This is a genomic window from Ramlibacter sp. (assembly GCA_019635435.1).
Lineage (GTDB): Bacteria > Pseudomonadota > Gammaproteobacteria > Burkholderiales > Burkholderiaceae_C > JAHBZM01.
This window is the reverse complement of sequence record JAHBZM010000001.1, coordinates 4020317-4045211: the sequence shown is the minus strand read 5'-3', so window position 1 is coordinate 4045211 and position 24895 is coordinate 4020317. Positions and strand designations below refer to the sequence as shown.

The window sequence follows — 24895 nt, the reverse complement described above, 5'->3', positions numbered from 1 at the left end:
GTTTGCCTCAGAAGTTGTTGACGAGCGCGCGCAGCTCGACGGGCGTGCACACACGCGGGTAGGGCATGACGCGCTCGATGGGGAATGCGAACTCAGACCCCGCAGAGCCAGGCACGCACGCGAAGCCCAAGGCTGTGACTGCCGGCATCAAGCCCGCAGCAGAGGTCTGCACGGCACCGCCTCTGGCAACCGCCAAAAAATTGCCGGCCGCAACGCTGAAGGCGATCACATTCCGGCCAGCAACGACGGCGCCAAGGTCGAAGAACGCCTGGTTCGCACTGGCTGAGATCGCCTGGGCGTACACGCCACCATTGATGATCGCGATCCGCACCAGCTCAGACCCACCCGCTCCTGAGAGCGCGAGCACATGCACGTCCGTGCCGATGCTGGGAACGTTCGTTCCGTCGAATGAGACCACCACCGTGTATTCACGCGGATTGATGATCGTGGGGTGGGCCGCCAGATCCAGCACGAGGCTGTCGGCCGCCAGCGGCACATTGGCGCCAGCGGTCGGGTAGTAGTTGGCAAAACGCTTGTCGGCCAGAGCAGGCTGGGCCACATAGGCATACTGCCCGGTCACCTGCGGGCCACCTGTCTGGCAGGCGTAAAGGTTCAGCGAGTCGCCCGGAGAGACTCCCGCCGTTGCCTGGATACGAAGGCGCCACCATCCACCGCCAAGGGCCTCGGCCGTCGCCCCAGCACCGACGAACTGAGTGACCACGCCTGTGGCGTAGTTGATCTCGACGCTGGCCACATTTGCCGCCGTGGTGAGGTTGTAGATGGCAAAGGAGTTCGCTTCGGTTGGGCCACTACCTTGTTTGACGGCGATGGAATAGAACTGGGCTGCTGCCGTGGCCGTGACCACCTTGATCGTTGTGCCTGTGGTGGACGTAGTCGCCTCGACCTTGACCCCGCTCATCAGTCCATCGGGACCTACGGTCGCGGCAGCTGTGAGTGCGGTATTTCCGGCGATCCAGTCAGTGGCCATCGTCTCGCTGTTGATCCCGATGTAATTGATCGCCTGCTCACCCCGGAAGCCCTTGCATCGCTTCGTGGCCGGGTCATATTCCACGGCCGTGAACTGCGCCGCCACGGGCACCACCAAACCGAAGGGGCTGATCGTGGTTTTGGGGGTCGAGCGGCCGTTGACGAGCCGCCTATCGATCTGTCCGCCCGCAAAATTGAAGAAGGCGGTAGGCAACAAGTCCGGCAGGCCGATCGCCTCGGCGGTGGGCAACATGCCGCTGATCCAGCGCCCACTCGTGTCAGCGGCCGGGTCGGTGTTGCTCACGCCGCCCACGTTGTCGATGTACGTTTGCCAGTTCGTCGGACTGAAGGTGCGCGTGCCGGCCGCGTAGTTGGTTCCATACACCCACAGAGCAGCGCTGGCACTCGCCGCCGCCGCCGCCGCGTTGGCCGCCGAAGCCTGCTCCGAGAGCGAGGCTGAATTCGCCAGAGCAGTGATCTCCGCCAATTTTGTGGCCACCCAGTTCATCCCGGCGATGAGGTAGGTACGCAGGGCAACGAGGGCCGCGACAAAGGGCACCAGCCAGGTCAACAATGCGTCGCCGCGCGCGGCGAAGTTTTCCCAGTCGGAGCGCTGCGGTACCGGCTCCGGTACTGCCGGGACTGGATCAGGGGCTACGGGTGGTGCTGTCATTTCAAATACCTTCGATTTGCAGGTTGGTGATCGCCTCTTTGGCGTTGTCGGGTGAGACCTCCGAGTCCATGCTCAGGCCCACAATCGTGTGCATCTTTGCGAAAGGGTTGTTGGCGTTCGCGATCAAGATCCACACAGCCGGGGTCGCGCGCAGGTCATCCAGCACGGCATCAACCTGGGCCACGATCTCTGTTTTTGTGACCAGGCTGGCGCTGACCTGGGGAATGCTGCGCAGCCGAGTCGTTTTGAGGTTGCCGAAAGGGCCGCGCTCGATGCGTGAGAGTTGGAGGCGCCGCACGCGCGAGCGGTATTGCAATTCGCCCAACTCGGTGGCGGTTCCGACTACCAGCTTGCCAAGCTGGATCTGGCCGGTTGCTTTGGTCAGTGTGATCGTGATCACGCCATCGGAGTACGGCGGCACGTCCAAACGGGTCACCACGTCGACCTGGCGCTTCGGCGCGAAAAAGTAATCGCGCCAGTGACGCAAGATCGACGCATCCAGGCTTTGCGGGTCGGGGTTAAAGACCACGCTGGCGCCAGACGTCTCGGTGATCGTCAGCTCGTCAGCCTGCACGCGCGTGAGGGCCAGCGACGTGATCCGGCCGCAGGACAGCACAATGGTCAGCGGCGAGTCGGCCACGGTCACCGTGTCCTCGTACATGTCGAACAACTTCCACGCGTTGGTGGCGCTCACGTCCGCCCAGTTGAGCGCGTCCTCCTCGGGCAGTGTGGCCGTGGTGCCGGCGATCAGTCGCTCAAACACGCGATGGATGCCCGCCGCCGATCGGATGCACCGTTCCTTGGCCGCGTAGGCCGCGTCGGGGTCCCACTCCGGGTAATCGTCCTCGGGCACCGTTGAGCTGACGATCATGCTGTCGGTCACGCCGTAGGGCGCGCCATTGTTCATGTTGGCGGCGTTGACTGGCGCGATCACAAATGCACTCATGCCGCCTCCGTCCTCACAAGTTGGCCCGGCTGGGTGTAAACAGCCCAGCCGTTGCGCATCAACCAATCAAGCGTCTCTCGAACTTCCTTGAGGTCCTTGGCCATTTGCTCTCGTTCCTTCTTGTCCGCCTCATAGGCCAAACGCATGGCGCGAAACTCGACAAGCAGCGCCCCGTCATCACCACCACCGCCGGTCGTTCTCACCTGAATGCCGTAGCGGTTCAGGATCGCCGACGACATCGGATCGATGATCTTTTCGCCCTTGTGGGCCATCACCGGGCCATCGCTGGGCAGGCCAGCCGAGCCCCCGCTGTAACTCGGAAGCCGCAGGCCGTACTGCTGTTCCCAGATGGCCCTGAGTTCGGGGCTGCGCTTGGCCGCCTCCAGGATCGTGTCCGTGGCGCGCAGATAGGTCGTGGAGCCGTCCGCGCCCATGTACGAGGCCATGTCGCCGCCAAGCCGTGTCCACTTCCCGGAGCCCCATTGCCCGCCCGTGGTCACGTCGCCCTCGGACATGGTCGAGAACCAATAAGCGAAGTCCGTGGTCGCCTTGGCCAGCTTGTCGGCCGCCGCCGTCGCCGTGTCGCGGTCAGCACCTGCGTAGCCCTTTGACAGTAGCTCGTACACCTGGCCAGCAAAGCCGGTCAGATTGACGTTCAACGCTTCGAGCTGGGCCACGGTCTGCTCGCCGGCTGCCGCGATCGCTTCCTGCACGGTCACCTGTGCCTTGGCCTTGTCCAAGACCGAGGTCAACTGGATCTGAGCGAGAGCCCGGTCCCGCAGGTACTCAATGCGGTCGACCGACTTGCTGGCGCTGGCGGCAATGAACTCCTTGGCCGCGTCGGCAACCGCATCAGCGGCGCCGGCATCGCCATTCAGAGCGGCCGTGGTCTGCTGGGCCAGGTTGGCCTTGGTATAGGCGTAGCTGGCCTGTGGGGTCGCCAGCTGCAGGCCTTCGTCGCGAATGCTCTTGATCGCGGATTCAATGGTCGCCTGCGCCGATCGCCACTGGTTGGCCGCCTCGCGCGCGGCCTCGACCGCCGCATTGGCCGATGCGATCTGCTGCCGGGCGACCGAGTCCGCGGACTGCGAAACCGAGCCAAGGAACTTGTCGATGCCGGCCGTGGCGTCAGAAGACAGCGTCGCCGTCTGTGCCTGGGCATCGACGCCGGCAAAGAACAAGCTCGCCGCGTCGTTCAGGCCCTTGAGCCGTTCCTTGAGCGCGTCGACCGTGTTGTGCGTGGCTGCAAAGGCCGGATTCAGGGCCAGCAGCTGGGCCGACAGCTTGGCTCCGGCCTCCGTGGTCTTGTCGATCGCCAGGTAGGCCTCGCGGAACTCCTCACGCGTGGTGATGGATCCGTAGCCCAGCTCCGTCATGGCCTGAGTTACAGCCTCCAGCGAGGCGGCCGACTTCTCCGCGTCGGTGTAGTAGTTGGCGATGAACGAAGACCAGTCTGAGGCGAACTTCTCGGCGCTGCCGGACTGCTCGATCAGCGAGGCCGCCATGTCAAATGACGCGTCCTTGAGCTGCTGCACCGGCACCAGCGAGCTGTTGACGATCTGGCGGAACGCGGTCACGTTGCTGGTCAGCGTGCCGATCTTCGTCGCGACGTCGGTAACGGCTTCGGCCGACGCCAACTCGGGGTCAAAGTCCAGCACCAGGTCCGCGATGCGCTTGGGCAGCGTGCCGGCCTCACGGATCGCGGCCTTGGTGGCCTCGTCATACTTGCGCAGGTAGCGCGTCGCGGTGATATCGCCAGGCGTGTACACCTGGTTCTCGCCGGTCTGGCCGTTGGACACCGCACCGGTCACCGTGTACTGCTCGGCGACGATCGTCGGGATCAGGTTCACGCTCGCCTGGATCACTTCGATCAGCGACCGCTGCACGTCTACCGCCAGATCCTCCGGCGTGCCGCTCATGTCGTTTTCGCGGCCGGTGAAACCAGTCAAGGCCAGCAGCGTCGGATTGATGCTGTTGTTCCATTGCTGGTATTTCGAGTCGAAGGGGCTGGTCCACCCGTAGTTGGTGCCTTCGCCGCTCTCACCAAAGGCCACACCGTTGCTCAGCCGGCCACCGGAGTAGACCCCGCCGCGACCCACATCACTGGTCTCGTAGGCCCCCTGGAAGGAGGCCAGCCGCACGTTGCTGCCGATCGCGGCCAGCGTCGCGTTGATGCCGGCGCCCACGCCGCCGATCAGCAGCTGGTTGGCGTCAGCAGCGGGGTCACCTCCTGATGGCCCAGACAGGAAGCTCGTCCTGCCGGTCGACGCGTCGTAGCCGTAGGCCCCACCCGAGCGCTTCTCGCCCTTGGTGTCCCGGTACATGTCGATCGCCGCGCTGACGATGATCGCGATGGCACCGGCCGACGCAGCCGCGCCGGCAAACCCACTGGCCGCCGAGCCGGCCCCCGCCAGTTGCGTGCCGGCGGGCGCATAGGCGCTGATGTTGTTCCCGATGATGGGGGCCGCGTTGCTCAGCCCGATCGACTGACCAAACCCGCTCGTCGCAAAGTTGTAGTACGCCCCGCCTGGTGCCGTTGCGCCGCTGCCAAAGTAGTTGCTCCACAGGCTGTAACCATTGTTGGCCACGCCGGCCGCGTTCACCGCCTTGCCGCCATACCCGAGGAAGCTGCTGGTCGCTTCAGCGATTGGGGAAATGAAGGGCCGCAGCACCAGGTTGCCAAACTCGCGCTGGATCCACGACTTGACCGAGCTGAAGCCGCCGATCAGCGCGTCCGTGATCTCGCCGGACTTCTGGCGCCAGATCTGCACGCTGGCCTCGGCCGCCTTCTTCTGCTCTTCGACTGTGCGCTTGCCGGCGTCCAGGCTCTCGCCCTTGGCGATCGCGTCGCGCAGGCGCACGTGGGCCTCGCGCTGGCGTTCCAGCGCCTCGATGTAGCCGGGGATGACGTTGTCCGTGGCCTCAAGGTCGGCAATGGACTTGTCCAGCTGGGCGATGGTCAAATTCACCAGCTCGTACTTGGCCTTGCCAAACGCCGTGTTCTGCGCCTCCTGGGCCACGACCTGGTCGTAGATGGCCTGCGTCGCCTGGCGCGTGCTCTGCAGCAGGGCAATCTGTGGCTGCGCGGCCAGCTCCTGCAGGTCGCGCTCGGCCTTTTTGGCCACGTTCACCCGCTGGGCGGCCAGCTCCTTCAACTGACCGTCCAGTGCCGCCTGCTCCTTGAGCGAGTCCTTCTTGGTCTTGACCAGCGCCAGTTCGGCGCTCACTGACGCGGCGTGCGCGTCGATCTCCTGGATCTTCAGATCCCGCTTGCGCTCGACGGCGGTCTGCTCACTGATCAGATCCTGCTTGCGCAGGCTGTCCACCGCGTCAATGCCGTCAGCCACCGCCAGCTGCTCAAGCCGGTAGCCCGATTGCACCGCCGCCACCTTGGCGTCGATGGACTTCTGGTGTGCCTCCGTGGCGTCCTTGGACTGTGCCTTGTCAAAGTCCGAGAGCTGCTTCTTCGTCTGCTTGTCCAGAGCGATCAGCCGCGCCGCCTGCTCCTTGCGCAAGGCCTCGATCTGGTCTTGCGACGTGGCGACGGCGATGCGGTTCTCGTACGCCTTGGCCAGCTCCACCGCCTGCTGGTTGCCCTCGTTGATGATGTCGTTGCGCAGCTTGACGTACTTGTTCACCTCCTCAAGCGGCTTCGCGCCAGGGAAGGGTGCCGTCGTCGCGCTGCCGGACAGGCGCCGCGCTTCCACTGCGTTGGCGCTGCCGTCCAGCGTGGCCAGCTCGCCGCGCAGCAAGGCAATCTGCTGGCGCCGCTCGGCCATCACGCGCGAGATGTTGTCTTGGGCGGCTTGCCGCCCCGCAGCGCGCTGGAATGCCGCTTCCGAGCGGACATTGGCCTCTTCCAGGGCCGTGATCGTTTCTTCAAGACCTCTGGCAGTCTTGTTGTAGGTCGAAGCCGCAGACGCGAGCGCGCCCACGCCCACGCCCACGCCCAACAGAATTGCCACTGCAGGATTGGCCGTCAGGGCCACTCCAACGGCGGTGACCGCGCTCGCTACTTTGGCGACGCCTGAAGCAATGGCGACGATCGAGGTGACGGCCGCCGCCCCACCAATGGTGCCCGCGATGATGCCGACTGCTGCCTTGTTGTTCTCGACAACCCTGCCCAAGGCATCAACCCCGTCAGCCACCTTGATGATCGCGCCAGCCAACCGCGCGCTCGCGTCAGTCGCCTCGTCAACCTTGCCAATGAAGTTCTGCGCCGCGTTCACGCCCACCTGGTAGGCGGAGCTGATCGTCGGCTTGACGCGGGCAAATTCGCTGTCCAGCTTGCCAGCGCTCTTTTCCAGGGCTTCGAGCACGGCCAGCGCCGAGATCTTGCCCTCTTGCCCATAGGCCCGCAGCTGGCCCACGGTGATGCCCATGCCGTCCGCGATCGCTTGAGCCAGGCGGGGCGTTTGTTCCAGCACGGAATTCAGCTCTTCGCCGCGCAGCGTGCCGCTGGCCAGGCCCTGGCTCAACTGCACCAGCGCGGCCGACTGGCCCTGCGCCGAGCCGCCGCCGATCGCCAGGGCCTGGCCCACCGCCTTGCTGACCACCAGCAGGCGCTCCTGGGTGTAGCCCAGGGCCTGGCCGTTCTTGGCCAGCGTGGCGTAGGTGTTGCCCAGCTCGTTCATCGCCGAGCGGGTTTCCTGCGCCACCTGGTACAGCTCGCCGCGCAGCCGGCGCACCGCTGACTCTTGGGCTGTAACTAACTTGAGCCGCGATTCCAGGGTCGAGACCGCGTCCACGGCCTGGATGACCTGGCCAGCCCAGCCGGCAAACAAGCCCACACCCAGCAAGCCGCTGGCGTAGTGACCCACCCGCTTGACGGCCTCGGCCAGGCGATCTGAGCCGTTGGCCGCCTCCTTGGCCTCCTTGCCCGCGCGGCTGACCTTGCCGCCCATCGTCTCGGTCTTGCGGCCGGCGTCTTCCGCCGCGCGGCCGGTCTTGGCCAAAGCGTCAGCGTTCGCGGCCTGGTCCACCACGAACGCTTTACCGTCCGAGGTGATCCTGATTGAGATGACGCGATCTGCCACTTTAGTTAAACTGCCGGTTATGGGTCTCTTGCTTCAACTCGCCTTCGCGCTCATTTGCGCACTCGTCGCTGCAGCCTTGCTGCCGGGGCCGCTGGGTGGCTGGTTGCTCATGGCGGTCCCTGCGGTCCTGGTGGTGGCCGGCGTGGTGGCCGCTCTGCGGTCCACCGTCCGGGGCTGAGACTCAGCCGTTCAGCACGCCCCGCGCCTCGTCCTCCAGTACCCGCAGCTGCCACAGCAGCTCTTTCCCGGGTGTCAGGCCCATCCAGTCCGCCACCGCTCTGACCTTGCTGTAGTCCAGCCCCTGGTAGTGCACGCCCCCCATGCCCACCAGCACCACCCATTGAGTGGCGCTGCTCATGAAGAGCTGCATGGCGTCCCAGTGCTCTGGCCATACCTCAAAATCCTCGCCGTCCTCCGGCTCCCCGCCGGCTTCTGGAATCAGCCGGTCAATGTCCACACCGAGAGCTGCGCACTGGCGCTGCAGCTCGTCGTCATGCCTGCTGGGCGCCGCGCCCCCGCCGCCTACGCTTGCGTAGTAGTGGCGGGCTGCGGCCCGGAGTTTTTTTCCGGCATCGAGAAGTAGTTGCCCAGAAAGGTCTGCACGGTGGCGGCACGCATGCCGAGCACATCGAAGACCTTGGCCATGTTGTCGGGCGTGAACGGCATCTGCGCGCCGCTTTCGTCCTCAAGGCCATCCCAGCCAATGAGCCAGTTGTCGACCACCGCTTGGTCCTTCATCTGCCCGGTGGAGACCTTCTGGATCAGCTGTTCGGCCTCTTCCTGCGTCGGGCGACGGAACTTCGCCTTGAATTCGCCCTTGATCTTTTCGCCCATGTCGCCGATCAGCTCGACGTGGACCGCCTGCCAGAAGAAGGGGAGCACTGCCAGTTTGAAACCCATGATTTACCTCGTGTGGTGTTTGCGTGAATGAATGCTTGTCGTGGTGCTGTGGCGCCGTGATCAGGTGAACTCGACGGACCACTCGTCGTTGCCCGCCGAAGTGGGCACGAAGCGCAGCGGCGCGTTGACCATCTGGATGCCGTCCTGGTTGGAGTAGGTGATCTTTCCCAGCTCCACGGTGCCGGTCGCACCGAAGGTGATGATGTTTCCAGGCACAGTGCCGTGCACCAGGCTCAGATCGCCCAGCGTCTTGGCCTCTGCCGTCGTGACCCAGTTTTTTATGGCCACGGGGGTGTTCTCGAACACGATGGAGCCGGTGGACTTGCGGTCCGTGATCTCCACTGCATCTACCTCGGTCAGGTCGCGCTTGACCACCAGGTTGCCAAAAGCCATGTCGAAGTGGCTGGTGGCCACGGTAATGCCGTGCAGCTCGCAGGTGGTGTTGGCCTTGTTCATGGCCAGCGGCTTCAGGAAGCCGGTGTAATCGGCCGTGGGCAGTGCCGTATCCGTCACCGGCGAGAAGAGGCCAGTGAACTCGAACTGCCAGACCGGCTTGCCCTTGGCGTCCAGCATCGGCTTGGCCTCGCCCCGCGTGCCAGCCATCACCTGGTTGATGCCGTCGATGTTGGTGTAAATCGTCACGGACTCGATCGCTTCGCTGATCGGTGAGTAGAGGACGCTCACGCCCACGTCGATGGTCTCGCTCACCGCACAGGCGCGCAGCAGGGGGGAGTACTTCGGGGCGGTTCCAGCCGCGCCACTGCCCGCCATTTCGACGTTGAAGCGCAAGCGGGCGAAGCGCGTGGCCTGGATGGCCCCGTTGTTGCCAAAGTGGGCCTGAACGTTGTTGCGCTCGACCTCTTCGCCGTCCAGCGGCGTGAGTTCGACGTCGCTGACCACCATTGCGTTGGCCGCGCCCGTGGGCACCGGGTCGGTGCCGTAGGCCGCCTCGATCTTGGCCAAAATGACCAGCTTGCGGAATTTCTTCGATGCCATGTTGAGGCTCCTTGACTGTTACTGGATGCGGGTCGGTTGATCCGCGTTACGGGAGGGGCTTGCCGGTCTCGTCAGCAGGCACGCGCTTGCCGTTGACCATCACGAAACTGCCGCCTCGCCCGTGGTGCTTGTCGCGCGGCACTGCAGGGTGGTCCTGGGGCGGCACAAAGGCGGGGTCGTGGCGAGCTGCCACGGCTTGATTGCCGGCAGCGGGAGCAGGCGTGGGCGCGGGTGCGGGCGGCGCAGCGTTGCCTTCGGAAGACGCTACGGCTGCGGGGGCGCTGGATGCCGCGCCAAGGGCGAGGGCCGTCATCACCACAGGTGAGAGTCGGTTCTGGTGCTTGTTCATAGGTAGCTCCATGTCTTCAGTTGCAAAAGGGCGCTGTGGCACAGCACGCCGCAGAAAAGCACGGGCCCAGAGTCGATGACCTGGACGCCGTCTTCGCCGTCTTCCACCGAGTTCTGCTCACAGACACCACCCAAGGTCGGGTCTGCGCGCACAACGTCGCGGTACGCCTCGATCAGCTCGTCAAAACGCAACGCGCTGGCCTGCTCGTCGTTCAAAGCCATGTAGCCGCGCCACCGCCAGGTGTGCACGTTCACCACCGTGCCGGTGCTGACGGTCTTTTCTTCCGTCGCGGCACGCTGCAGCCACCAGCCGCGGATCTGCTGGTCCTCGCCATCGGGCGTGGTCACGAACAACTCACGGAACTTCGCTTCCGCCCGCGCATAGCGTTCGTAGGCGTGCACCAGGCCAATGCCAGGCACTGCAGCCATTTGCGCGACCACAGCGGCGCGAATGGTGGCCAGATCGCTCACGAGGCACCTCCCGGCAGGCGCTGCGCCAGGCGATCGGCCGCGTCCTCAAACATGCGCACGATCTGCCCCTCCAGGCGCTGCAGGGTCTTCTCGAAGGGCCGTTGGGCTGGCGTGCCCTTGGTGGCGATCTTTCGGGCCACCAGGAAGGCAACACTGCGCGCGCGGCTGGCATCAACGCCCAACACTTCGCGCACCCACGGCACCAGGGCCGCGACTGGGGGCATGTGCGGGCGGGTGCCCAGCTCCACAAACGCGGCCGATGGCTGCGTCGAGCCGACCACACCCAGCACGCCCGCCGGCTGGCTGAAAACGTCGCTCGTGATGCTGGCGGCAGTCAGGCCCGTGGCGCCGCGCGGCATGGCCTCCTTAACCTCGCGTTCGTACAGCAGGGTTGCCGTGGTGGTGGCCGCCCGCATCTCCTCGCGCGCCAGCTCGGGCGCCTCCCGCCAGGCGCGCTCCAGGATCTGCAGGGCCTTGGCGCTGATGCTCACATCACACCCCTGGTCAGGCTGTTGCGCGTGCGGCCAGGCCAGGCCGACACGCTGGCAGCTGCATCGCCACCGCTGCCGCCGCCTGCGCCGCCCGACTTGTCCGCGAGGGGGTCCACCTTGCCGATGCCGGCGAAGTAGGCTGCGCGGTACTCCTTGGCGCGCCAGGCGTAGTTCCGGGCGCGGCTCTCGGTGTTGGAGCCGTCCGCGCCGATCGACGCGTCGCGCTCGCCGCTGTACTTGGTCGCCAGCTGCTTGCACAGCACATGGGCGGCATAGCTGGCCACGGCTTCACGGTGCACGGGCGGGATGGTGTCGGCCGGCTCATCACCGTCCGCCAGCAGATGCGGCGCCGCATAGGTCACGCGCACCACGGAGCCGATTCCCAGGGCATATGGCACCGCCAGGCGCTGGCCGAGGGCGGTGTCCACATACAAGGCCATGTCGATCAGCTCCAGAGGCTGGCGGCCGATCGGGTACTCAGCCTGCCGGATCCAGGCGCCGTCCGCCCAACTTTCAGGCAGCGGGCCGTAGTAGCCCGTGGCCGCCCAGGTCACGTCCTCGGTCAAATCCCGCTCCACGTCCTGGCTGTAGCGCAGGCGCGCCAGCTCGATCGCGGTGTCGCGGTCGGCAGACAAGATGGCGCCGCTTTCGTCGCGCACCATCTTGTCTACAAGCGTCTGATAGTCGGCCAGGGCCATGATCGGGTGGGTCTTTAACTTGGGTGGGTTTCACAAGGGCACTGAGCAGTGGCCTTGTGAAACCCGCCCCGTTGCCGGGGCGGGAGTGGCACCGCGACCTTCACGGTGCCCGAGTGCGCTTGCGCGCGGACTATTCAGTTACGCCACCACCGCCTTGGTCGCGCAGCGGTAGTCGGCCACTGCACCGCCGTAGATGTGGCGAATCTTGTAGGTCAGCTTGTCGGCCGCGAACATGGAGCCCACGTTCGGCATGTCCTGCACGAACAGTTCCGGCTCTTCGCGCCCGTCCAGGAAGCCGATCTCGATGCCCGGGATGTCCATCGGGTCGGCCACCGTGCACCAGTCATTGGCGTCGGTCCAGTACCAGACCGGGATGATGTTCATCGTCATGGCCTGGATGAACGTCTTCTCGTTGTTGGTGGACAGCTTGAACAGGTTGACGGCGGCTTCCTGCAGGTCGACCGGCACCACCAGGTTCTTGGGCGCGATGCCGATGCGATCGGCGCTGGTCAGCTCGGTCTGCTTGAGCATCGCCAGGCGATGCGCGGACAACGACGATGCGTCCAGGGCTGCAGTGAACAGGTTGGCGTGCGACGCGTGGAAGAACGCGACCGTGTCATAGACCGTCGGGTTCGTGCGCAGGAAGTCGAAAACGAACTTGGCCAGCGTCCGCTTGGCGGCGCGCGACAGCTTGATCGGCACCCGGCGCACAACGCCGGCATCGTCGTTCTTGATCATCTCCAGCGTGATCGTCTCCAGGCCGCCACGCTTGGTCACGCCATAGGTGGCCTTCTCGTCGCCCGGGCTGGTCAGGGCGGTGTAGTCCGCACCTTCGTTGACTGCGGGCAGATCGCCGTAGCCGCCAAAGCGCGTGCGCTCCTGCGTGCGGAAATCCGACACCGGCACCACGTCGGCGATCTGGCGCCAGCCGTCAAAGTCCACCGCAGCCCGGTAGTCAGCCAGCATGCGGCGCGTGATGCTGTCACCCAGCACGTCGTCAAAGGTGCCGGAGCCCAGCGCTTCGCGCATGCGACTTTGATCGCAGTCGCGCACGCGGCCCGTCACTTGGCGGTCACCCGTGATCTCGATGTAGCACTCCTTGATCGACTGCACGCGGCCGTGGTCCTTGTGCGTGGGGTCGAAGAAGGCGTCCAGCATGTCCGCCACCACCAGCGATTTGTCACCCACGACGACGGAGCCGGCACCGAACATGGGCACGCGCACCGTGCCGCTTTCGGTGAAGCGCCCCAGGTACTCGCCTTCGTCCTTGATGGCCGAAGTCACGTCCGCCTCGGTGAACCGCTCGCGGCGGCCGAAGTCGGCCAGCAGTCGGTCCTTGGCGGGCTGGGGCAGCTTGCTGCCGTTGATCGTCGTCACAGCGGCCTGGCGTGCCTGGAACATGGCCAGGTCGGCGCGGGTCAGCGGCGTGGCATCGCCAGCAGCTTCGGCCACGCGGGTCTGGCCACCAGTCTCGCCGGTCACCAGGGAGCCGCAGACGGCTTCGTGCAGATTCACCAGCTCGTCATCGCCAATGGCGTTGGCGTCGATGGTGGCGTGTTTGGCCGGGTCTTTGGCCTTGATGGCCTCCAGCATGCGTTGCTTCCACAGGGGCATAGCAGTTTCTCCTTGGGGTGGTTCGTCGGCGGCGGCTTCGGTCAGACGATCCAGGCCGCCACCAGCGCCCGGTTCGACAATCAGGTCAACACTGGCCACCTTGGTGAACCGCGTTGCTTCGCGCACGGCCTTGCCGCCGCGCGTGGATTTCTTGGTCTTGGCAAAGGCGTCGATCGACAGGCCCAGCAAGTCCTGCATGTCGCGCTTCACGGCTTCGGTCATCTTCTTGACCACGGCGTCCGTGGGGTCCAGCGGCCGGAACGTGCCGACCAGACGGCCCGAGTCAGGGTCTGCGCCTTCAACAAACCGGACGCCGTAGATCCCGCCCACCAGGTTGCGCACGTCTTTGCCGCCGCCCTTCAGATGCATGTCGTCGCTCTTCACGAACACACGCACGCCTTCGAACAGAGGGACAGCCTCCTTGAGCGCCGTGTCGGGGTAGTAGTTGCCGTTACGGCTGGCGCCCGAGCGCACGAGGGTGACTTCGATGGCGCCACTACCGTCCTGGGCCTCGGAGAAGCTCTCTTCCACGGCTTCCTTGACGCGCGTTGCAGCTTTCACAGGCGCGAACGTGGACACAACCTGAATCGGGTTGGTCAGCACCATCGTCTCGGTGCCGTTCACGTCCTGCAGGCTGAAGCCGTACTGCCAGTTCTTGCCGTCCAGCTCGACCACGATGCGGTCGCTGTACATGGCCGTCAGACTGACGTAACGGCGATCGCCGGGCAATTTGCCGGCATTCACGACCGCATCCACGGCGCCGCGCGCCATGTCGATCAGCGACCTGAAGTCGCGCTCAGGCGAGGTCGCGGCCTCGCGCATGGCGACCTCGACGGCGTCACGCGTGTGCAGGCCGCCGGCAGCAGCCAGCGCGGCGAGAAGTACGGCAATCTTCATGCGATCAGTCCGCAGAGCTGAACTTCTGGCCGTCCTTCGTTACCACGACCACATGCGTGCCGTAGTCCCGGAACGACAAGACCTCGTTGGGTTCAATGGCCACGAACTTGTCGTATTCCTTGAACTGGGGCTTGCCTGCCGAGTCAGTCACGGGCGAGCCGTCGCGGTTGGTCTTGGGCTCGCGCACATGCACGGTGCGCTTGACGAGTTTGGCCGCATCGGCGGCGGTCATGGCCGTGGCGGCCTGGGTGTCGCCGTCGCCGGCTTTCGGATTGGTGCCTGTCATGGTTCGCTCCTGGTTGATCGGTCAACTTGAGGAACGAACTGTGCGGTGGGGCGCACAAATAAATAAGGCCGACGCGTGTCGGCCTCAGGGTTGCTGGGTGGCTTTTTCAGCGTAACACAGGAACTTGCTGGAAGGGATTCTCGGCATGCTGTAACTCTGATCCGGCCGCGCCGTGACGGGTATTTGTGAATCCTGCCAGGTCGGTCGGGGTCAAAAGTGCCGGTTCGGCTTGAGTTAAAGCATGGTTAAAGGGGGTCTGCGGCGATCCCGGTACGGTTGTGGCGTCGATGGCCTCCAGCGCGTTGTAGGCCCTAAAACCCAAAACCCTTTAACTCTGGCGCATGCCGGCGCGTTTTGCCGCCTGGTCCAGGGCGGCCTTTCGCCCATCAAGCTGCAGCTCCCGGCCGGTGAACGGTTTGGCCCCCGGCGTCATCACCTGCCAGTTTTTCATGAACGGCAGCGACAGGCACCCGCAGTTGATCACCTCCTCGATCGGCGCCGTGGGGTCGTGCGGGTGCATCATCTTCACCGGCCCGTTGTTGCTGGGCAGGACGAAGGGCTTGGACACGTCGACCACCTGGCCGTCGATCGCGTCGTGATTCCACCGACTGTGGATCTTGCCGCTGCGCCGCCACTGCTTCTGCAGGCCCGGCACGATGGCCACCGCCTGTTCTTGCCGCTGGTTGGTGGCCAGGGCAAATGCCCGCCCCACCTCTGTGCGCACGATGGTGGCGGCGCGCTGGGGGCTCTCGGTGCCCAGCAGGCGCTGCACGGCCTGCATGGCGGCGAACGGGGTGCTGGCCCCAAGGGTGACCAGGCTCAGCTGATTTCCGATTTTGCGGCTTGCCTCGGCGCCAACGTCTTTCAGGCGAAGTTCAGTGAAGCGGCGCAGACTGGTCAGCATCTGGGTATCGAGCAGCGGCAACTGCATCTCCACATTCAGGCCGGCGGCCGCCAGCGGCTTGTCCACAATGTCTTCGCCCTGTTGCCACAGCTCGCGCAACGCGCCGTCCGCTACCGTGGCTGCGCGGCCCGTAGCGCCGGCCAGGAGCGTGGTCACCTGGTCAAGGATCTGCGTCAGCTGCCACTGCTGCCAGTCAGCGGGCTGGCTGGCCAGCAGCGTCAGGATCTGGACGCGCACACTCGCCAGCTCACCTATCACCCTCTGGTTGCCTGCCAACAGGACGCGGCCCCGCTCGCCCAGGCGCTCCTTCAGAGCGGCTTCAAACGCTTGCTGCTGCGGCGTCACGCTTTGCCTTGGGATCACGCTGGCCGGCCGCCATTGCCGCGCGCTCGTCGGCCGTCAGGGCAAACGCGTCATCCTTGGCGCGTTCCTTCTTGCGCTGGGTGGCCTCTTCCTTTGCCTTGGCCAGCTCAGCCTTTGCGTCGATCTGCTGGCCGAACCGTGCTGCCACGTCGGCCACCAGTTGCAGGCCGCGCTCCTGGGTGAGCAGGTCGTTGTCGATCATCATCACCACCGTGGTGGCCACCGTGCTCATCGCCGAGGCGAACTTGGTCAAGTCCTTGTTCGCCAGCTCCGGGAACACCGCAGTGACCTTGCACCGTTCGTCGTCGGCCTCTGATTCGAGGCGCGCCCCCTTGATGATCACGATGCGGCCAATCTCCTCCAGCATCAGCTTCAGCATGGACTGGCGCGCCGTGTAGATCTTCATGGTCGGGCCGTCCATCTCGCTGGCGGCGGCCCTGTTCACGTCGCCGCCGCCCCCAAACCAGTGCTCCGGAACGGTGGCACCGCCCAGCACGTGGTTGCGCAGCAAGCGGGCGCTTTCGCTTGTGTCTGCAGCCTGCAGCTCGGGCGTGATCGCTTTCAGCTCAATCTGGTCGTTGTGAACGAACTTGCTGTTGGCTGCAGGGGCCTTGAACTTCTTTTCGTACTCTTCCACGGCCTTGGGATCGCTACCTTTCATCGTCACGTCCCACACGAAGCTGCGCAGATAGCTGATGCGGTCCAGCTCGTTGAACAGGAACTCGTCATAGGCGTCCAGCCAGTCCATCTGGGCCAGCAAGTCACTGCGGCCCCTGCTGCCGTTGGGCAGCTTGTTGATCTGGTACAGCAGGCACTCTCCGTCCTTGAAGTCTTCTTCACGGATCTTGATCGTCGCTGCACTGAACAGCTCTTCGTCTTTGCCCGGGAGGGCCACCTGGTACTTGTAGCTGCGGCCCCTGGTGTCCTTCTTGGTCACAACGCCAATCGGCTGCTCGGGGTTGCCCGGATCCATCACCACGGTGGCGATCTGGCGCGGATCCAGATAACCCAGGCGGGTGAAGCCGCTGGCGCTGTTGACGTTCAGGATGTAGCACTGCTCGCCCAGCAGACTCAGGCCGCGCACACGGCCGGGCAGCTTCAATGGCCAGTTGTTGATCGGATCGTTCCAGAATTTGTCCAGCAGCTTCTGATGCTCGGGGTCTTCACACTGCAGCGTCACGCCCTCGGCCAGCAGGTAGGCCAGCGGCAGCTCCACCAGTCGGTTGGCCAGCAGGTTGCTTTGCCACAGGAACTCGGCCAGCTTGGCCATCCGATCCTGTGCCACGGGCGCGAGGTCGCGATCGTTGTACTTGCTGACGCCTTCGCCGCTCAGACGCCTGTATCCGGGCTCGTCGCCGCTCTGTGCGCCCGCCGCCTCGGTCACGCGGGCAGTGGTCTGCTGTGCAGAAGGAGTGGGCGGCAGGTCGGCAGTGTCTGCGACGGGGTCAGCCCCTCGCAACCATCCGGCAATGCGGGTACGAAGGCTCATGATGATCTCCTGAACATGCGCGCCGCCTGACGGCCATAACGGTCGCGCGCAGATTGTTGTGTTGTGTCGGCGGACTGCGCTGCAGCGGCAACGCCTCCTGTAACTGCCAGCATCCAGAGCATCTGCACCATGTCCGGGCCGTCGTCGTGGTCGGCCTTGGGGAAGTGCTTGAACTGGTGGATCAGCGTGGTCTGGCTGCTGTGCAGCCGGATCAGGCCGTTGTGCATGTGCGGCTGCAGCGACTCGATGCGCAGCACCTTGTCGGTGATCGGGATCAGCGCGCGCGCCGGCACCGGCACGCCCAAGGCCGCGCTGCGCTTGATCAGCTCGGTGCGCAGGAACTCCTGGAACTGGACCGCCTCGACGCCCCAGACGACGCAAGCGTATTCCCGCTGCAGCTCGATCAGGTCGCTGATGATCCGGTCTGGTGTGCGCTTCTTGATCAGCGCTTCCACCACGTCCATCACGCCCGTCTCACGGTTGAAGCCGCCCACGCCCAGGGCGCTCGGGTCGCGGCTGGCGCCTTGGCGGCCGAGCGACGGGTCGCATGCGCCGTACATCACCCACTCGGCCAGCCGGTTCACCCAGAAGCGGATGCTGTTGGCAAAAGGGGCGTCGTCGCCGCTGGTCGGGTCGTTCTGCTGCTCAGAGTCAAAGGCATCGTGCCCCTCGCGTGCCCGCTTGATCATCAGCTTGACCAGCGGGCGCACTGCGGGCCAGCTCACGACCGCGCCGTGGTCCATCTCGGCCTGGTGCTGGTGGTACAGCGCCATTGCCGCACTCATGCCAGCCTGGGGATCCTCGGCATTGAGCAACAGCCCTTCGAACTCCTCCCACAGCTGCATATTGCTGGGCCACTGGATGACGGCCTTGAACACCTTGCGGTTCCACAGGGGGTTGCGCAGGAAGCGCGCCAACACGCTGTCATAGTGCAGCACGGTGCCGACCAGGAACGCATCCATGCTGTCGTCGGGCGGGCCGAGGTTCAGCACACCCTTGGTCACGAACCGTTCCAGCTTGTCGCGTTGCGCGGGCGTGTTGACGTTCTCGTCGTTCTCGATGTCATCCAGTACGGCGAAGTCGGGGCGGTGGGGGCCGTGCCGGCGTCCGCGGATCTTCTTGTTCGAGCCAAAGGCTTCCACCTTGCGGCCGTCACGCGTCACGATCACACCAGCCCGCCAGACTGGGCCTTGGCCGACCTGGTCAGGAAAGTCGCTGGCCAGGCGCGGGTTTGCCTCGTACTCGGCCTTGATCGCCTCCAGCATCTCGGCCGCCTGCTCAAAGGCATCCATCACGATGATCGGGTACCACTTCACGCCCGTGAGCAGCATCCAGAGCACTGCGCTCATGCTGATCTTGGTGGACTTGGCCTCGCCACGGGGAGCGGCCATTGCGTCCCGCTGACCTTGAGCCGAATGGACGATCTGCGGGATCCGCCGATAGACGTACTTGTGCATCTCACTGGGCTCGGCTTTGCCGTAGTGAGGGAAGTAGGTCCGGTCGAAGTACTCAAACCCGGTTACAGGGTCGAACACCTTGCGGCGTCGCTCGGCGATCGCGTCCGGGCTGGTGTCCCACCCGTCGAGATCCGCGTCGATCTGCTTGCGCAGACTCTCGGCCAGCTCGGCCAGGCCGTCGAGGAACTGTTTACTGCTCTTGGCCATGCTCAGACGTACCGCCACCAGCGTTGGATGCTCAGGAACAACCAGGTAAACGTCCAGCCGGCGCGCCAGCCCGGCGGGGGCTGCGTGCCCCACTCTGGCCAGAGGCGCCAATACCCTGGCCACCATGCGACAACGACCTGCAGGCCGATCTCCCGATCAGGTTCGTGCATGTGCAATGCCATGACTGCCTCTCAGGCGTACGCCTTGGCCAGCTCGGCCCCAAACGGCTCCAGGATGGCCAGCAGGGCGGGCACGTGCTTCGGGTGCTTGGTCTGCGCAAACTGCGCCAGGCGCTGCAGCACGTCCAGCCCGATGGCCTGGCGGTTCAGTTCCGGCGCCAGGCGCTTGAAGCTGTTCATGGTCTTGTTCAGGCTGTCGCCCATGCTCGCCAGGATCTCGGCGCGCTGCATGGCGGTCAGCTCCTTGCTGTCGTTGCTCTTGAGCAAGTCCATCGTGGCCTGGTGCTGCACCAGGTAGTCTTCCAGCAGGCGCTTGGCCAGGTTACTGAAAGTCTCGTCGCCCATCGCCACGGCCGTGCGGGCCGTGTCCCAGTCGTCGCCCTGGTCGGCGGCATCTTGCTTCCAGCGGTTGGCCGTGCTCCGGGGCACGCCCAGCTTCTTGCAGGCCGCGTCCATCGCCAGCCGCTGGTAAACGTACAGGCTGCGTAGTTGGGTGCGCTTCTCCGTTGCGTGAGCCATTGCTGCTTACTGGCCGCCTCGCGACGTCCACCAGGCCTTTGCGCCTTCGACAATCAAGGCCACACCCAGAGCCATTGCCCCGCCCGAGGCCGCGCCCAGCACTGCGGCCTTTTGTTCGACCGTGCGCAGGCGCGCGTCCAAGGCCGTGAGCTGGCCTGCTTGCTCGTCCAGCCTGTCGTTGACCCCCGCCATCTCGGTGTTGAGCTGGTCCTTCAGGCCGTCGAGCTTGCCGTCGATGCGCCCGAGCAGGATCAGCTCGTCGCGTTGGAAACCTTCATTGTTGTTGGGCATTGGTCTTCTTTCCCTTGAGAAACTCAATCAGATGGCGGTACCGGGCGCGGTCTTCGGCGCAGGACTTGGCGTTGGCTTCGTGGTTGTCCCAGGCGTCGTCGGCGTAGAGGCCTGAGCTTTCGGCGCAAGCAGCTTCGGTTCCGCTGGCAGCTGCAGCAGCGCCGCAGGCACCAGCGGGCACGTCACGCCCGGCGAGGGCACTGTTCCACATCCGGATAGCGCCCAGGTTGAAAGGAGGAGGCTCATCAGGTTCGGCAACCTGTATGACCAGGCACCCCGGCGCCGTGGCGTCTGCGGCAGGGGCTGCGTCTGCAGCCGCCACAGGCGGCACCACACGCGGCGCGCTGTACAGGCCATTGCGCGCACGCAGATCCTTGAAGCGATCCTGAAGCTGTTCATAGCGTTCCTCCTGGTCTCGGTGTTCGGTCAGGTAGAGCGTGGTGGCCTGGTCGGCCCGCAGCGCTTCTGCCTGGTAGTCGGCCTGGGCCTGGGCGTTCCGCTCGGCCTGCTTGGCCTGCCAGGCGTTGTTGGTGGCGCGCGCGCCCCACTGGTATCCGCCCGTCACAAGGGCGATCACGGCCACAAGCAGGGCCAGTGCGCGGGCGGCCGTCATTGCTGCACCGCCATGCACTGCTTGTGTCGCTTGAGCTGTCGCTCCCACACGCCCCAGCACCGCTTGTTGCCCGGGGTGCTGCAGTCGTAGCCGGCGGCAAATCGGTAACGCAAGAGGGCGTTACAGGCCGCGACGTAGTTGCCCGCCAGGATCTCTCGCCGCATGGTTGATGCCTGCCATGTGGGCATGCCGTATTGCCCGACAAAGTCCATGTACAGGTCGAACTCGTCCGGGTACAGCTTGGCGCCCGGCAGGGAGGCGACGAAGCGCCGCACCTCGGCGTTCATGAGGTTGCGCGCAAGATCGGTCGCGCGCTGGCGTGTGATGGTGTCGCCCAGCTTCACAGGGCGGCCGTCTTCGTACCTGGTGGATCCGTAGCCGATCGTCGGCACGTCCCCCTTGGTGGGGATCATGGCCTTGTCGACGAATCCCTCCGACACCATCCAGGCGCCGAATCCAGCCGCCGACACCGACATGGCCGCGACAGCAACGCGCAGGACGCCTGCAGCGCGGCCGAGCTGTCGGCGCAGGCTACCAATGGCACGTCGGGTGGATCTGAAAAGCATCCCCGGACTGTGCCGGGCATACCCCCAAAAACTAAGGCCGACGCGTGTCGGCCTCAAAGCGGGTTTTGTCTTTTTTTAGGGTAGCACAGGGGTGCGGGGCTTGGCCTTGAGCCGGCGGCACTCACGCACGTCGGTGCGCGTCTTGATCCTGTGGGCCTCGACGGACAGCCACTGCATGTTGCTTTGCTCGTCCGGGCCGGCCGCACACAGCGGCACGATGTGGTCTACCTGGTAGCCGGGGCAGGATCCACGGCGCTGCCCGGTCGAAGGGCATGGGTGATGCCGCTTGAACGCTTGCACCTCGGCCGCCGATCGCCGAACGCCAGCGGCTACTGGCACCGCGATCGCGCAGGCCAGTGCCAGCGCAAGCGACCGCATAACGCGGAGCTTCACTGGTCGACGATTTGCCGGGCAACTTTGTCGCGGGCCGCGTTCTCGATGGCCTTGGGGATGCCGATGAGCGTACCGAGGCCGATTCCCACGTACCAGGCCCAATGGGCACCGGGGTAGAGCACGTACACACCAACACAGGCCGCCACTCCGATGGCGAGCGTCCATAGCGTGATCCGATCTGAAGTCTTCATCGCCATCCTCCTTGTCAAAGTTCCCCGCCGTGCCACACCACGTGGCCCGATATCCGCAGCTCAGCCGCCTTCTCTGGCGGCAGGTGCTGCGGCTTGTATGCCTGGTTGTAGCTGATGATCTGCAGCCCACCTGTCGCAAAGTCTCGCTGCAGAAGTTTCACATAGTCAAGGCCATCTAGCTCGATCACATAGATGCCGTCTTGCTGCATGGTCCGGGCGGCCGTGTTGACCAGCAGGATATCGCCGTCGTTGATCTTGTCGGCCATTGAGTCGCCTCGCGCCCGGATGATTTTCGAGTGGTCGGCGGCGATGCCCTTGCTGCGCAGCCAAGCCTTGCGAAAAGCAAACTGACCGATCACGTCATGGTCGCCATTCAGTGAGCCACCGCCCGCGCTGGCCTTGACGTCCAGCATGTCGACCAGGACGAACTCGTCTGATGCGCTCATGCGCGCATCCCTGCCTGTTACGAGCCACTGCACCGAGTGCTCGCCAAGCTCCGCTATCCGCATGAGCTGGGCCGCGTCAGGCAAGGTCTCGCCGCGCTCCAGCTTCCCAATTGTGTTGATGTGGACATGCAGCTTGTCAGCGAAGTCCTTGCGCGCCATCGATCCACGGCACGCGCGGATGCGATCACCAATCTCGTGTGAATACGCCGAGATGCGATCGCCGTCCGCGTCGGCCTTCACGTCATAGAACCCGCGAACATCTTCAACAGCGTGGTGCGTAGGTACACCCTTTTGTGTGTTCATGGACACATTAAATCATGCAGCCACGCCGAGCACATCCCCCTTTCGGAGGAGATTGAGTTGTGACAAATACACATTTGTGGTCGAAAACACTCATACGGGTATCTACGGAGCTTGCTGATGCACTCGAATGTGTCTATCATCATGCTCATGGACACAAAAAAATGTACAGCGGACGCTGATTGGCACCCTGCGGACATCAAGGCCGCACTCGAAAAGAGAGGTGTCACCCTTCGTAAGTTGGCAAAGGAGCACGGGTACTCCCACTTTCAGCGCGTCCTGTCCACGCATTGGTGGGCGGCCGAGCAGATCGTTGCCAAGGCGCTGGACATGAAAGCCGATGAAATTTGGCCTAGCCGCTACAAGGAGCCGCGCACCAACGCCAAGAAGCGCACGCGCAATATCTCCGTTACACGCACGGGCCGCATCGTCATTGAGGCACGCGCATGACCTGGCTCACCGCACGCGAACTCGCCGGCCTGCCGGGCATGCCGGGCTCCGAGCGCCGCACCCGCGACAAGCTGGCGCAGCTGCAGGTGCCCATCCGTTCCCGCGCCGGCCGGGGTGGTGGCCAGGAATACGACTGCACTGCGCTGCCCGCTGAGACGCGCCAGGCCCTGATGATCGACAAGATCGCCCAGGCTGTGTCGGTGGTGGCCGCACACGCCGAAACCGCCTCGCCTGAGTCAGCGCCTGTAAACCTCCCGGTCCCTGTGGGTGCCCGCCGGCCACCCAGCCAGGCCGACAAGGCCGTCGCCGATGCCCGGGTCATGCTGATCGCCCGGCTCGAAGAGCTGGCCGGGATGCAGGGCACCAAGCGCAGCGCCTCCCTGTTGTCTTTGCAGCTGGCCAGCGGCCAGGCCAGCGCCGAACTGCTGGCCACGGCCCGCACGGCCAATCAGCGCCCCCGGGATGCATCTGTCAGCCAGCGCACTTTGCTGCGCTGGCTCAGCACCCACCGCACCCAAGGATGGTGGGGCTTGCTGCCCGCCCAGGCTGATGCCAGCGCCATCGAGGTCGGCGACGACGTGGCCGCCGTGCTGGGTCGGTATCACAGCAAGGACGCCCGGTACCGCAACCTGAGCGCCGCCGCGATGGAGGTCAACACCGAGCTGGGCAACGAGCCCGACGCCTGGCGCAACCTGTACGCCCGCGCCCGGCGCGCCTTGCCCAAGGTCAACCGGGTCGACCTGATCAAGGCCCGGCACTCAGGCGCCGAGCGCGCCGCCAAGCTGCCATTCAAGAGGCGCGACACCAGCGTGTTAAAGCCGCTGGACGTCTGGCTGATTGACGGGCACACCTTCAAAGCCAAGGTGCGCCACCCTGACCACGGCGCGCCATTCGCGCCCGAAGTGACCGTCGTCAAAGACGCGGCCACACGCATGATCTGCGGCTGGTCCGTGGCGCTGAGTGAGAACGTGATCGCGGTGGGCGACGCGCTGCGCCACGCGGTCGGCCGCTGCGGCACCCCCGCCATCGTCTACAGCGACAACGGCGCGGGCGAAACAGCCAAGCAGATGGACTGCCCTGTAACCGGCATCATCGCGCGCCTGGGTGCCGACCACCGAACCGGCATTGCCGGACACCCGCAGGGCCACGGCTTGATCGAACGCGGCTGGCGCACCCACATGATCAACTGCGCCCGCCAGTTCGGCTCCTACCAGGGCAAGGACGTGGACAGCAACACGCTGCGCAAGGTCAGTGCCGAGCTGGCCAAGGAGCAGCGGGCAATCAGGCGGGCCGAGACCACGGGCGAGGTGATCCAGCTCAGCCACAAGGCCCCCACGTGGAAGCAGTTCATCGATGCCGTCCAGGCGGCCGTGGACAAGTACAACCACGAGCACCGCCACCGCAGCCTGCCCAAGAACGGCCAAGGCAAGCACATGACGCCGGCCGAGGCCTGGGCCGCCATGCTGGATCCAAGCCTGCAGCACAAGCTGGGCGAGCTGGAGCTGCGCATGCTGTTCATGCCGGCCGTGCTGCGCACCGCCAAGCGCGGCGAGGTCACCTTCCTGAATCAGACCTACTTCTCCAACGACCTCATGTCGGTGGATGGCGAGCAGGTGCGTGTGCACTACGACATTCACGACCCGGCCTTCGTCATGGTCTTCACCACAGATGGCGAGTTTGTCTGCGAGGCGCGGTGGAACGCCAACCGCATCGACTACTTCCCCAAGCCCGTGGTCCAGATGGCGCGCGAGAAGCGTGTGGCTGCAGCCGTCAAGCGGCGCGAAGGCCAGATCGAGCTTGCTCAGCGCGAGCTGCAGGGCACATACAGCCCCGCGAACGTTTTTGCCCTGCCGGAACCATCCGCCCCCGTGGTGGTGGTGCCCCCCCTGGAGGTGTCTGTCTCCTCCCTCCCTTTACTTTTGCCCCCAGGGGCGCAGCCGGTGCAAACCGCTGCGGGCAGGCCTTTCTTCGATGCGCCCAGCGAGCGCTACGAGTGGCTGATGCGCCACCGCGACGACTGGTCGAGCGACGACGCCGCCTGGATCTCGGGCTACGTGCAGGGGGAGGACTACGAGGGGCTGCGGGACTACTTCACCAGCCGTGGCATGGACTGGAACGACGAGGCAGCAGGTTTTAAGAGTGCCCGGTGAGGTTGCCGCCTCACCGAGCGTGTGCATTGGTTAC

The 24895-nt window shown here is 65.1% G+C and carries 25 protein-coding genes; 3 read left to right on the top strand and 22 right to left on the bottom strand.

Translation table 11 applies throughout. From position 1 onward, the window contains the following. Nucleotides 1-7: 7 nt before the first annotated feature. Genes KF796_19670 through KF796_19660 form a run of 3 tightly spaced genes read right to left on the bottom strand, consistent with a single transcriptional unit; the run spans nucleotide 8 to nucleotide 7642 of the window. Nucleotides 8-1660, bottom strand: a complete 1653-nt coding sequence (locus tag KF796_19670) for a hypothetical protein (protein MBX3588857.1) — start codon at nucleotides 1658-1660, stop codon at nucleotides 8-10. Between the two features lies 1 nt (nucleotide 1661). Further along, on the bottom strand, nucleotides 1662-2606 hold the full coding sequence (locus tag KF796_19665) for a hypothetical protein (GenBank protein MBX3588856.1): 945 nt from the start codon (nucleotides 2604-2606) through the stop codon (nucleotides 1662-1664). Next, nucleotides 2603-7642 (bottom strand): tape measure protein, encoded by a 5040-nt coding sequence (locus KF796_19660; protein ID MBX3588855.1) that lies wholly within the window; start codon nucleotides 7640-7642, stop codon nucleotides 2603-2605. Before KF796_19660 ends, KF796_19665 begins: the two co-directional genes overlap by 4 nt. Before the next feature lie 19 nt (nucleotides 7643-7661). On the opposite strand from KF796_19660, the gene KF796_19655 reads away from it, so the two are divergent. Further along, nucleotides 7662-7820, top strand: coding sequence for a hypothetical protein (locus KF796_19655; GenBank protein MBX3588854.1), 159 nt, complete (start codon nucleotides 7662-7664; stop codon nucleotides 7818-7820). A gap of 3 nt (nucleotides 7821-7823) precedes the next feature. On the opposite strand, the gene KF796_19650 is transcribed toward KF796_19655, so the two are convergent. The 19 genes from KF796_19650 to KF796_19560 form a co-directional block, all read right to left on the bottom strand. Beyond that, nucleotides 7824-8012 carry a DUF1799 domain-containing protein gene (locus KF796_19650; GenBank protein MBX3588853.1) on the bottom strand — a complete coding sequence of 63 codons (189 nt, stop codon included), beginning with the start codon at nucleotides 8010-8012 and terminating at the stop codon, nucleotides 7824-7826. A gap of 152 nt (nucleotides 8013-8164) precedes the next feature. Then, the gene (locus KF796_19645; protein MBX3588852.1) at nucleotides 8165-8542 is read right to left on the bottom strand and encodes a hypothetical protein; all 378 of its coding nucleotides are present in this window, start codon (nucleotides 8540-8542) and stop codon (nucleotides 8165-8167) included. A gap of 60 nt (nucleotides 8543-8602) precedes the next feature. Further along, nucleotides 8603-9538 carry a hypothetical protein gene (locus KF796_19640; GenBank protein MBX3588851.1) on the bottom strand — a complete coding sequence of 312 codons (936 nt, stop codon included), beginning with the start codon at nucleotides 9536-9538 and terminating at the stop codon, nucleotides 8603-8605. 46 nt (nucleotides 9539-9584) lie between these two features. Continuing rightward, entirely contained in the window at nucleotides 9585-9731 is a 147-nt protein-coding gene (locus tag KF796_19635; GenBank protein MBX3588850.1) for a hypothetical protein, read from the bottom strand. Between the two features lie 152 nt (nucleotides 9732-9883). Then, nucleotides 9884-10357: a hypothetical protein gene (locus KF796_19630; protein MBX3588849.1), complete on the bottom strand. Its 474-nt coding sequence runs from the start codon at nucleotides 10355-10357 to the stop codon at nucleotides 9884-9886. Next, on the bottom strand, nucleotides 10354-10890 hold the full coding sequence (locus tag KF796_19625; protein ID MBX3588848.1) for a hypothetical protein: 537 nt from the start codon (nucleotides 10888-10890) through the stop codon (nucleotides 10354-10356). The genes KF796_19630 and KF796_19625 overlap by 4 nt, the downstream gene beginning before the upstream one ends. Continuing rightward, nucleotides 10845-11546, bottom strand: a complete 702-nt coding sequence (locus KF796_19620; GenBank protein MBX3588847.1) for a hypothetical protein — start codon at nucleotides 11544-11546, stop codon at nucleotides 10845-10847. Before KF796_19620 ends, KF796_19625 begins: the two co-directional genes overlap by 46 nt. 138 nt (nucleotides 11547-11684) lie before the next feature. Beyond that, complete coding sequence (locus KF796_19615) at nucleotides 11685-13982, bottom strand: hypothetical protein (protein MBX3588846.1); 2298 nt, start codon at nucleotides 13980-13982, stop codon at nucleotides 11685-11687. 79 nt (nucleotides 13983-14061) lie between these two features. Beyond that, a complete protein-coding gene (locus tag KF796_19610) occupies nucleotides 14062-14289 on the bottom strand; it encodes a hypothetical protein (GenBank protein ID MBX3588845.1) in 228 nt (75 codons plus the stop codon). Nucleotides 14290-14671: 382 nt separating this feature from the next. Beyond that, nucleotides 14672-15592, bottom strand: a complete 921-nt coding sequence (locus KF796_19605) for a hypothetical protein (protein ID MBX3588844.1) — start codon at nucleotides 15590-15592, stop codon at nucleotides 14672-14674. After that, nucleotides 15567-17099, bottom strand: a complete 1533-nt coding sequence (locus tag KF796_19600) for a hypothetical protein (protein MBX3588843.1) — start codon at nucleotides 17097-17099, stop codon at nucleotides 15567-15569. Before KF796_19600 ends, KF796_19605 begins: the two co-directional genes overlap by 26 nt. Continuing rightward, nucleotides 17096-18763 carry a phage terminase large subunit gene (gene terL / locus KF796_19595; GenBank protein ID MBX3588842.1) on the bottom strand — a complete coding sequence of 556 codons (1668 nt, stop codon included), beginning with the start codon at nucleotides 18761-18763 and terminating at the stop codon, nucleotides 17096-17098. Before terL ends, KF796_19600 begins: the two co-directional genes overlap by 4 nt. A gap of 191 nt (nucleotides 18764-18954) precedes the next feature. Further along, a complete protein-coding gene (locus KF796_19590) occupies nucleotides 18955-19461 on the bottom strand; it encodes a DUF1804 family protein (GenBank protein MBX3588841.1) in 507 nt (168 codons plus the stop codon). Between the two features lie 6 nt (nucleotides 19462-19467). Next, nucleotides 19468-19752, bottom strand: coding sequence for a hypothetical protein (locus KF796_19585; protein MBX3588840.1), 285 nt, complete (start codon nucleotides 19750-19752; stop codon nucleotides 19468-19470). Next, nucleotides 19736-20365, bottom strand: a complete 630-nt coding sequence (locus KF796_19580; protein MBX3588839.1) for a hypothetical protein — start codon at nucleotides 20363-20365, stop codon at nucleotides 19736-19738. The genes KF796_19585 and KF796_19580 overlap by 17 nt, the downstream gene beginning before the upstream one ends. Continuing rightward, on the bottom strand, nucleotides 20362-20841 hold the full coding sequence (locus tag KF796_19575; protein MBX3588838.1) for a glycoside hydrolase family protein: 480 nt from the start codon (nucleotides 20839-20841) through the stop codon (nucleotides 20362-20364). The genes KF796_19580 and KF796_19575 overlap by 4 nt, the downstream gene beginning before the upstream one ends. Before the next feature lie 165 nt (nucleotides 20842-21006). Beyond that, a complete protein-coding gene (locus KF796_19570) occupies nucleotides 21007-21309 on the bottom strand; it encodes an HNH endonuclease (GenBank protein MBX3588837.1) in 303 nt (100 codons plus the stop codon). A gap of 11 nt (nucleotides 21310-21320) precedes the next feature. Further along, a complete protein-coding gene (locus KF796_19565) occupies nucleotides 21321-21515 on the bottom strand; it encodes a hypothetical protein (GenBank protein ID MBX3588836.1) in 195 nt (64 codons plus the stop codon). 14 nt (nucleotides 21516-21529) lie between these two features. After that, nucleotides 21530-22120 carry a helix-turn-helix transcriptional regulator gene (locus tag KF796_19560; GenBank protein ID MBX3588835.1) on the bottom strand — a complete coding sequence of 197 codons (591 nt, stop codon included), beginning with the start codon at nucleotides 22118-22120 and terminating at the stop codon, nucleotides 21530-21532. Nucleotides 22121-22405: 285 nt separating this feature from the next. Here KF796_19560 and KF796_19555 point away from each other — a divergent pair, with 285 nt between their 5' ends. Together KF796_19555 and KF796_19550 are read left to right on the top strand one after the other, a co-directional pair. Continuing rightward, nucleotides 22406-22711, top strand: a complete 306-nt coding sequence (locus tag KF796_19555) for a helix-turn-helix domain-containing protein (protein ID MBX3588834.1) — start codon at nucleotides 22406-22408, stop codon at nucleotides 22709-22711. Next, nucleotides 22708-24861, top strand: coding sequence for a transposase (locus tag KF796_19550; GenBank protein MBX3588833.1), 2154 nt, complete (start codon nucleotides 22708-22710; stop codon nucleotides 24859-24861). The genes KF796_19555 and KF796_19550 overlap by 4 nt, the downstream gene beginning before the upstream one ends. Nucleotides 24862-24895 lie beyond the last annotated feature (34 nt).

Coding starts and splice junctions, on each gene's coding strand:
- KF796_19670 (MBX3588857.1), bottom strand. CDS start 1,660: ATGACAGCACCACCCGTAGCCCCTGATCCAGTCCCGGCAGTACCGGAG.
- KF796_19665 (MBX3588856.1), bottom strand. CDS start 2,606: ATGAGTGCATTTGTGATCGCGCCAGTCAACGCCGCCAACATGAACAAT.
- KF796_19655 (MBX3588854.1), top strand. CDS start 7,662: ATGGGTCTCTTGCTTCAACTCGCCTTCGCGCTCATTTGCGCACTCGTC.
- KF796_19650 (MBX3588853.1), bottom strand. CDS start 8,012: ATGCAGCTCTTCATGAGCAGCGCCACTCAATGGGTGGTGCTGGTGGGC.
- KF796_19645 (MBX3588852.1), bottom strand. CDS start 8,542: ATGGGTTTCAAACTGGCAGTGCTCCCCTTCTTCTGGCAGGCGGTCCAC.
- KF796_19640 (MBX3588851.1), bottom strand. CDS start 9,538: ATGGCATCGAAGAAATTCCGCAAGCTGGTCATTTTGGCCAAGATCGAG.
- KF796_19620 (MBX3588847.1), bottom strand. CDS start 11,546: ATGGCCCTGGCCGACTATCAGACGCTTGTAGACAAGATGGTGCGCGAC.
- KF796_19615 (MBX3588846.1), bottom strand. CDS start 13,982: ATGCGCGAGGCCGCGACCTCGCCTGAGCGCGACTTCAGGTCGCTGATC.
- KF796_19610 (MBX3588845.1), bottom strand. CDS start 14,289: ATGACCGCCGCCGATGCGGCCAAACTCGTCAAGCGCACCGTGCATGTG.
- KF796_19600 (MBX3588843.1), bottom strand. CDS start 17,099: ATGAGCCTTCGTACCCGCATTGCCGGATGGTTGCGAGGGGCTGACCCC.
- terL (MBX3588842.1), bottom strand. CDS start 18,763: ATGGCCAAGAGCAGTAAACAGTTCCTCGACGGCCTGGCCGAGCTGGCC.
- KF796_19590 (MBX3588841.1), bottom strand. CDS start 19,461: ATGGCTCACGCAACGGAGAAGCGCACCCAACTACGCAGCCTGTACGTT.
- KF796_19585 (MBX3588840.1), bottom strand. CDS start 19,752: ATGCCCAACAACAATGAAGGTTTCCAACGCGACGAGCTGATCCTGCTC.
- KF796_19580 (MBX3588839.1), bottom strand. CDS start 20,365: ATGACGGCCGCCCGCGCACTGGCCCTGCTTGTGGCCGTGATCGCCCTT.
- KF796_19575 (MBX3588838.1), bottom strand. CDS start 20,841: ATGTCGGTGTCGGCGGCTGGATTCGGCGCCTGGATGGTGTCGGAGGGA.
- KF796_19570 (MBX3588837.1), bottom strand. CDS start 21,309: ATGCGGTCGCTTGCGCTGGCACTGGCCTGCGCGATCGCGGTGCCAGTA.
- KF796_19565 (MBX3588836.1), bottom strand. CDS start 21,515: ATGAAGACTTCAGATCGGATCACGCTATGGACGCTCGCCATCGGAGTG.
- KF796_19560 (MBX3588835.1), bottom strand. CDS start 22,120: ATGGCGCGCAAGGACTTCGCTGACAAGCTGCATGTCCACATCAACACA.
- KF796_19555 (MBX3588834.1), top strand. CDS start 22,406: ATGCTCATGGACACAAAAAAATGTACAGCGGACGCTGATTGGCACCCT.
- KF796_19550 (MBX3588833.1), top strand. CDS start 22,708: ATGACCTGGCTCACCGCACGCGAACTCGCCGGCCTGCCGGGCATGCCG.